Annotated in this window: 7 protein-coding genes; 5 read left to right on the top strand and 2 right to left on the bottom strand. The window is 37.9% G+C overall.

The window, feature by feature from the left end:
- Positions 1-169: 169 nt before the first annotated feature.
- On the bottom strand, positions 170-1,201 hold the full coding sequence (locus RRG12_RS36045) for an HNH endonuclease (protein WP_420762528.1): 1,032 nt from the start codon (positions 1,199-1,201) through the stop codon (positions 170-172).
- Positions 1,202-1,611: 410 nt separating this feature from the next.
- Here RRG12_RS36045 and RRG12_RS36040 point away from each other — a divergent pair, with 410 nt between their 5' ends.
- The 4 genes from RRG12_RS36040 to RRG12_RS36025 all read left to right on the top strand — a co-directional run bounded on the left by RRG12_RS36040 (position 1,612) and on the right by RRG12_RS36025 (position 3,831).
- Positions 1,612-1,812 (top strand): hypothetical protein, encoded by a 201-nt coding sequence (locus RRG12_RS36040; RefSeq protein ID WP_069073036.1) that lies wholly within the window; start codon positions 1,612-1,614, stop codon positions 1,810-1,812.
- 266 nt (positions 1,813-2,078) lie between these two features.
- A complete protein-coding gene (locus RRG12_RS36035; protein WP_420762527.1) occupies positions 2,079-2,384 on the top strand; it encodes an ATP-binding protein in 306 nt (101 codons plus the stop codon).
- Positions 2,385-2,437: 53 nt separating this feature from the next.
- Positions 2,438-2,638: a hypothetical protein gene (locus tag RRG12_RS36030; RefSeq protein ID WP_069073034.1), complete on the top strand. Its 201-nt coding sequence runs from the start codon at positions 2,438-2,440 to the stop codon at positions 2,636-2,638.
- Positions 2,639-2,652: 14 nt separating this feature from the next.
- The gene (locus RRG12_RS36025) at positions 2,653-3,831 is read left to right on the top strand and encodes a hybrid sensor histidine kinase/response regulator (RefSeq protein ID WP_069073033.1); all 1,179 of its coding nucleotides are present in this window, start codon (positions 2,653-2,655) and stop codon (positions 3,829-3,831) included.
- Between the two features lie 187 nt (positions 3,832-4,018).
- Here the strand turns inward: RRG12_RS36025 and RRG12_RS36020 are convergent, their stop codons facing one another.
- Positions 4,019-4,738 carry a DUF4079 domain-containing protein gene (locus RRG12_RS36020; protein ID WP_069073032.1) on the bottom strand — a complete coding sequence of 240 codons (720 nt, stop codon included), beginning with the start codon at positions 4,736-4,738 and terminating at the stop codon, positions 4,019-4,021.
- Positions 4,739-5,058: 320 nt separating this feature from the next.
- Here RRG12_RS36020 and RRG12_RS36015 point away from each other — a divergent pair, with 320 nt between their 5' ends.
- Positions 5,059-7,299: a glycosyltransferase gene (locus tag RRG12_RS36015; protein ID WP_420762526.1), complete on the top strand. Its 2,241-nt coding sequence runs from the start codon at positions 5,059-5,061 to the stop codon at positions 7,297-7,299.
- Positions 7,300-7,303 lie beyond the last annotated feature (4 nt).

The following is a 7,303-nucleotide window of genomic DNA, read 5'->3' as shown; positions in this document are numbered from 1 at the left end:
TGAGCAATGCTGTGCCCCTACGATAGATGTGGTTCAAATACATGAAAACTGCTGTAAGGGACTTGCAATTAAATAATGTACCGATATACCAATCAGGTTTTACCGTTTTATGATGGATTTAGGGTTTTCAACTGGTACTTTATTTTGGCGCGAGTCCCTAAATGTAAATTCAGGGCGCAGAACCATCAAACGCACTCTTGTAAGCATCAGCAGTTTCTATCCCAAAACCTCCAGCTTCGACATGACGAACTAGCGATTGAATGATGGGTGTAGCAATACTAATACCAAATAAAGCATTGAAACCTGCGACAACAACTGGTGCCGACAAAATGACTGTAAATTCTGGAAATAAAGCTAACACAGCCACCAAAACCAAAAAAACAATTGGTGTTGCAATACCTGCTGCCTTTGCTGCTTCCAAAACTAGATTTTTATACTCTTCAACAGTAATATCACCCCGATAAAGATCCAAAGAGTAGGAAATTGCCGTTACTATAACCTGGGTGAGAATAGCTGTTCCTGTTGCAGTAATGCCAAGTTTGGCGATTGTTCCAGAATTGCTGACAATAGAATCTACCGCATTATAAACCCGAATATAAAACTGTTCGCCAACGGTCATTACTTTGGCACCTCGGCGGAGATTGTCAACACCTACTTCCCAAAGGATATTATCAGCAGCATTCGATCCACCTTTAGAACGTGGATTGATGTGGCTACCATGCTTATCTCTAAGAAATTGACGAATTGTATATTCTTTACCTCCAAACTTTGATGTACCAGGAATTTTATCAAAAAGCTTCATGACATCTGCATCAGAGCGAGGTAAGTCTCCCACGCGAACACCAGCACGATATCTCAGCCTATTTGCAATCTTGGGCATCTCTTGGGCTAATTCCGCAGCTGTCTTTGGTAAATTTTGCAAAGCATCAGCCATAACCATACTAGATGCGGCAACTCCAACAGCATTTTGTTGAAATGTTTTACTAACATTTTGAACAGTTTGAAAACCTGACTGTGCTGCGATGGTTGACAAATTTTGTAAATCATTAACTGCATTGATACTTGAAGTAGTCATCTCACTAGTAGCGTTCTTGATTCCATCAACTACCTCATCCATCCCATTTACTACATTGTTGGCTGCTTCTTGAGCTTTATCTCTAACCGTATCTGCCAACTTCTGTGCTTGATTAATAAAATCCATGTTTTAATAACCTTTCATTTATACTGTGGAGTGTTTGCTCCAGTTTCTCTTTCTAAAACGAATAACCACCTCAGCATTCATGACCAATTTACTTCAAAAATTGTTAAAGAGATAGTGATCAATTTATATCGTTTGTGTATGCTAACTTTATAAACTGAACTATTCGACTATAGGAATCCTACTAAATGAGTTGTGGCATTGGGAAGTAGATGGCGGTATCAGGTAGTCCAAAAGACTAAAGGATTTCTCTCTTACGGCACTAAAAAAGGTGACTCGGAAAATACATGAGTAGTACAAAACAATACTTCCGACATAGGGACTAATCAGCCATAACTAGATTTTGGATAGATACACTCACATACCTTATTTTCTTAAGATCATCTCAAGAATAAATGATTAGGAATGTAGTCATGGCTGAACAACAAAAACCAAAATCTAATAATCAAGAAGCTACACCTACTGCTTCTGGTGGCTACCAAACGCCCATAGATGAAAGTATTCGCAAAACTGGCGATGCTGAAAAGAGTGATGCTAAATCCACTGCTACTCCAGAAGCACCAGGAGAAGATTCTGTAGCAGGTAGCCCCAATCAGGGAACTGAGTCACGTTAATCAGTTTGAACTTTCCCAAATGTTAACAAGAAAGTTGTAACTCTAATACAGTAAAAAACGAGTGGATACATGGTGTAAGAACCACAATTATCCACTCATTTTTTTGTGTCAAAAACTGCATCATCCCTACATAGGTGCGTTAGCGTAGCTTACTACAGGTTTCGCAATCCGAAACCCCAATACATCCATCAGCATAAACATAATAATCAAATCTACGTAACAACACTGTACTTTTTATACGTAATACTGCTTGGCAATCCATTGATTTGGTTGGGCAAGAACGTTTAGATCAATCAACTCAAATAGCGATCGCAGATCGGAGCATAGATATCCGCGAACAACTCCAGGCAATGGACGATGAAGAAAAAACTTTATTGCAACAGCAGATAGCATTAACAGATGGTCTTTTTCGCCAAATCGCGATTATAGTTGGTTTGGGGTATGCTTCAAGAAGCTATTCGTCTGGAACAGCAAGCTGCAAAAAAATCGTCGAGCGGCATGGTGGTCGCATCTGGGCTGAGTCAGAACCGGGCATAGGAACAGTATTTTATCTTACCCTCAACGCAAATTAAGGTATCTTTAGTATATATACTTTGCACCTGCTTAATAACATTCTGATAACTGCATGATTCATCATCAGGCATTGCGACCCATTGAAGTTTTGCTAGTTGAAGACTCTTCTAGTGATGCTAACCTAACCATCAAAGGCTTTTTAAATGCTCAAATCCCTAATAACTTGCATTGGGTTGAGGATGGTGAAAGTGCGATCAATAGAATTAAGCTCTGTCTAACAAATAGCAAATCAGGTGATTATCTAACAAATTGATATAACCCTGCACTATGGAAAAGCTCACAATTCACATTCTATTAGTAGAAGATAGTGCCAGTGATGCTCATCTGCTACGCCGGATATTTTTACATGCAGATCAAGAACAATGGCAGATGTTACATGTTGAACGCCTATCTGAGGCAATAGATGTTAGCAGGGAAAACTCCGCGTCCACCCTTAAGAATTCTCAGATAACGAGTCGAAGGCAACGAAGATTCGACCTAGTTTTGTTAGACCTCAGCCTCCCAGACTCTATTGGACTGGACACATTGAAAGAATTTCGGGCAGCAGTACCAGATATCCCAGTTGTGGTATTAACAGGCCTTGATGATGAAGATTTAGCACTACAAGCATTGGCAGAAGGCGCACAAGACTATCTAGTTAAAGATCAAATGACTATACAAAGGTTAGTGCGTGCCATTCGTTATGCCATTGAAAGAAGCGAAATTCTCAACCAACTACGGGAGAGTGAAGAACGCACCCGTCAAGCGCTGGCAAAGGAACAGGAACTCAACGAATTAAAGTCGAACTTTGTAGCAATGGTTTCCCACGAGTTTCGCACCCCTATGACTACGATTCGGACGGCTGTGGATATCCTTGAATACAACAGTGATAAACTAACTGATGGTCGCAAAACTAAATATTTTGATCGAATACAAAATGCTATTAATCAGATGCTTCATCTTTTGGATGAAATATTATTCTTGAGTAAAACGGAAGCAGCCAAACTTGAATACAAACCTACACTTTTAAATTTAGAAAATTTCTGTAGCGAACTCACAGATATTCTTCAAATTAATGCAGGTAGTCATCACAGCATTAAATTTACTTTTCAAGGGGAATCTACCCAAGCTCAAATGGATGAGGACTTACTAAATTGTATCTTAACCAATTTGATTTCTAATGCCATCAAATATTCCCCTCCGAATAGTACTATTTGGTTTGATTTGATTTGCAAAGATCGCCTTGCAACTTTCCAGATCAAAGATCAGGGGATGGGTATTCCTCTCAAAGACCAAAGCCATCTATTTAAAACCTTCTATCGCGCTAGTAATGTAGGTGTAATTCAAGGAACAGGATTAGGACTTACTATAGTGAAAAAATGTGTAGAACTACATAGCGGTCATATTCAATTAGAAAGTGAGCAGGGTATTGGGACAACAGTAATTGTGACTCTGCCACTACAATGATTAGGCAAATAAGAGTTGGGCATTGAGCAAAACAGTTCCGAGTTCTGAGTAAAAAAGTGAGATTCCTCACTCAGCACTCAGCACTCATGACTCAGCACTCTTGAGGGGCATTGGTTATTAATTACTCTCCTCTGCTTCCCCTGCTCCCCCTGCTCCCCCTGCTCTCTCACATCCCTCACTCCCCCGCCTATTTTGCTACTTGAGGGTTTGGCGTTGGACAAGTTTTATTAGCAAAATCACATTGATAAATGTAGGTTTCTTGCCAACTCAAGGGAATTTCTAATAAGTCTCGTGTCCCTGTCATACCTTGTCCAATAAATAGCAATAAAGCAATACAGTTTAAAATGGTATGTATGGTACGCCAGCGATTGGATTTATCTTGATAAATATCTTGAACAATCGCTAATGAAAAAATCATCAGCAGTGCTGCGGTAATACCAATATAATAATGTGACCAGTACCACTCATTAGTGCGACGATATACTCCATCTTGGCAGCCTAAAATTACTAAACCTGCACCAGTTAAAGTTGCAAAAATTGCCCGCCACACCCGCTGCTTTGCCCGAAACAGGAATACTAAAGAGGCGATGGTTGCAGCAAATATTAACAGTATAAAAACAACTTGAAAAGGTGTTTGATTCCACAATTGATTTTTGAGAATATTTTTGCCAATAGGATAGCTTAATCCGATTAAAGTTAATCCAACAACTGCACTTGTTAGCCATTCGCCTAACTGCTTATGTTCTGTACCCACCACTGGTGGAATTTTGCTCTTACTCCCGGCTAGAGTTTGTAGTCTGCGTTGGCGTGTTTGCCAAGCAAAATTAACTACTGTACCGATGAGTGGAAACACGAATATGATTGCGATCGCTGGATGTACAAGACCAAGAAAATCTGTTAATTGCATACAACACCTTTCAATGAATCATTGAATTCATCTCAAAGGACAATTTAAGACATCGTACCATCACTTAAATTAATTTCAGATAAGAATCTGTTTAATATTTATCTTTTTTATTTTTAACTGATTTTAATCAATCAAATATTTGAATATCTTATAAAAGACTAGAACTTTAGTCAAGAATAATTTATGTATTCTTAAATACATGGCAATATTTTTTAATATAAAGTATTATTGTAAATATTTTGTTACATTTTTTTAAATACGTCACAAAAATCGGGTGAAATGCTTTTTTTGCAGAATAGTTTTAGGTGAAAAAGGGCGAAATGTCAGGATCAAAGTTTAGCTACAAACCACCTCAAAATACTGTTTCCAAGAGAGTTATTCGATTCCACACAGCAACGCTAATTTTATTAGGCGTTTTTTTCTTATCTGGCATCATCGTAGTAGGATGGTTTGCTGGTGAAGATAAAATTAGTGGAATTTTTGCTCAAATCAATTACTGGCAAATGCACCCACCAATGTGGTTAGAAGCGCCAAGAATAGATAGTAAATATCTACTACTACCCACTGTCGGATTATTGCTAACTGTGTTTGTGGTGATGAAAATCTCCCCACAACCCCGGATTTGGTCGCAACGCTTAATAGTGGGAATTTTAATCATTTTAACTTTGCGGTATATTCTGTGGCGATCGCTATCCACCTTAAATTTAGTAGATCCGTTGAATGGAGTATTTAGCCTGGGGTTATATTTTGCAGAGATATTAATGCTACTCAATACTACTATACAGCTATTGTTCATGTTGAATATCAAAGAACGTCACCGCGAAGCAGACGTGAAATCACTAGCTGTAATTAGTGGTAGCTTTGTACTATCTGTTGATATTTTAATACCAACCTATAACGAACCAGTTTTTATCTTACGGCGGACAATTATGGGTTGTCAAGCGCTAGATTACGCAAATAAAACAATCTATCTTTTGGATGATACCAATCGTTCAGAAATGAGAGAATTGGCAGAAGAATTAGGTTGTAACTATATGACGCGACCTGATAACAGTTATGCGAAAGCTGGTAACTTGAATCATGCGATCGCTAAAACCAATGGAGAATTAATTGTAGTTTTTGATGCTGATTTTGTCCCCACAAGTAACTTTCTCATCCGCACTATTGGCTTTTTTCAAGATGAAAAAGTTGCCCTTGTACAAACGCCTCAAAGCTTTTATAATGCTGATCCTATAGCCCGTAATTTAGGCTTAGAGAATGTTCTCACCCATGAAGCAGAAGTATTTCATCGTCAAATTCAAACAAGTCGTGATTCTTCAGGTAGTGCGATTTGTGCTGGTACATCCTTTGTCGTTCGCAGAAGTGCTTTAGATCAGATTGGAGGTTTTGTAACTGAGTCTTTGAGTGAAGATTATTTTACCGGAATTCGCTTAACTGCTCAAGGATATCGTTTGATTTATTTAAATGAAAAATTAAGTGCTGGTTTAGCAGCAGAAAATATTGTCGGCTATGCAACCCAAAGATTAAGGTGGGGACAAGGTACACTCCAAGCGCTATTTATTAAATCTAATCCTTTAAAAATTTCTGGGCTAACCCTCATGCAAAGGTTAGCTTCTTTAGCTGGATTGCTATATTGGTTTGGTAATATTTCGCGTGTTTATTTTTTACTTATCCCATTAGCATATTCATTTTTCGCTGTGATTCCTATCCGTTCAACAGGAGCAGAATTGTTATTTTTTTTATTACCTTACTATTCAGTAAACTTAGCAACATTTTCTTGGCTAAATTATCGTTCTTGTTCAGCTTTGCTATCAGATATTTATTCACTAATAATATGTTTTCCTTTAGCAGTAAATACTATTCAAGTGATGATTAATCCTTTTGCAAAAGGATTTCAAGTTACACCCAAGGGTATGGTTAAGAATCGCTATATTTTCAATTGGAATTTAGCCCTACCGTTGATAATTTTGTTTATCGCTACTGCCGTTAGCTTATGGCTAAATCTGGATATTGCATCCGAAACTACACAACATAATACAGGTATAAATTTAGGTTGGATATGGAGTGTTTATAACTTAATAATGATTGGTATTACCCTATTAATTTTACTAGATGCGCCGAAAGCAGATATGTATGAATGGTTTGACTTGCGGCGAATAGTGCAGCTAAGAGTTGGCGATCAAAATTTGTGGGGTGTGACTACAATGATTTCTGAAGCAGGTGTTGAAATTGCTCTAAATCAAAAGTTACCTGCCTATTTATTTACTAATCAGCCAATAGATATAGAAATTGTAGAAGAGAGTTTAAAGTTGACTGGTGAGGTTGTTAGTACTGGATTTAAAGATGAATTTTCCACGGTGCGTGTTAGGTTTCAATCAGTAAGCTTAAATCAACATCGCCGACTTATAGAAATCCTCTTTTGTCGTCCGGGACAGTGGAAGCAACAAAATGCACCAGGAGAATTATATTCGTTGTTATTGCTATTTAAACTTTTGCTAAAACCACGAATTTTATTTGAGCCAAAAGTAGATGTAAGCGCAATGAAAGTTTCCCAAATCTGAATTT

Source organism: Nostoc sp. CALU 546, from assembly GCF_048836525.1.
This window is presented reverse-complemented; position numbering and strand designations above follow the sequence as displayed.

Coding starts and splice junctions, on each gene's coding strand:
- RRG12_RS36045 (WP_420762528.1), bottom strand. CDS start 1,201: ATGGATTTTATTAATCAAGCACAGAAGTTGGCAGATACGGTTAGAGAT.
- RRG12_RS36040 (WP_069073036.1), top strand. CDS start 1,612: ATGGCTGAACAACAAAAACCAAAATCTAATAATCAAGAAGCTACACCT.
- RRG12_RS36030 (WP_069073034.1), top strand. CDS start 2,438: ATGATTCATCATCAGGCATTGCGACCCATTGAAGTTTTGCTAGTTGAA.
- RRG12_RS36025 (WP_069073033.1), top strand. CDS start 2,653: ATGGAAAAGCTCACAATTCACATTCTATTAGTAGAAGATAGTGCCAGT.
- RRG12_RS36020 (WP_069073032.1), bottom strand. CDS start 4,738: ATGCAATTAACAGATTTTCTTGGTCTTGTACATCCAGCGATCGCAATC.
- RRG12_RS36015 (WP_420762526.1), top strand. CDS start 5,059: ATGTCAGGATCAAAGTTTAGCTACAAACCACCTCAAAATACTGTTTCC.